Consider the following 374-nt stretch of genomic DNA (forward strand, 5'->3'; position numbering starts at 1 on the left):
ATCAAGTGAGTTGGCTGATATAATAGCGCCATTTCAGGATCAATCAAAAGAAAACGAGAGAGTGGATTTAACTCCGTTAGGCCATGCACCACAGGAGTCGTTGATTTTCAAGGCCGACAAGATAGACGAAATCCTTTTCCAAGGGCGGACTGAACGGGACAGGCGTAAACGGTGCAGCAACTCGTTTTATGGGGGCGTCTAGGTAGTCGAACGCTTCTTCCGCTATCATGGCCGCTATCTCCGCCACGTGAGGTTCTTTAAAGCGGGCCACATTGATCAGATATCCTTTGGGCCTCTTAAACAAAGACTCTTTCATGGCGTCGTAGTATTCTCTCGTCTCCTCCTCGGACACGGAGACTCCCTCCGACGCCTGC

Annotated in this window: 1 protein-coding gene; it reads right to left on the reverse strand. The window is 50.3% G+C overall.

What is annotated here, in order from left to right; all coding sequences use genetic code 11:
• Positions 1–76: 76 nt before the first annotated feature.
• Positions 77–374 (reverse strand): transketolase C-terminal domain-containing protein (locus tag EZM41_RS03520; RefSeq protein ID WP_274704701.1); only part of this gene is annotated, 298 nt, incomplete at its 5' end.

This window comes from Acetomicrobium sp. S15 = DSM 107314, assembly GCF_016125955.1.
Classification (GTDB): Bacteria; Synergistota; Synergistia; order Synergistales; family Thermosynergistaceae; genus Thermosynergistes; species Thermosynergistes pyruvativorans.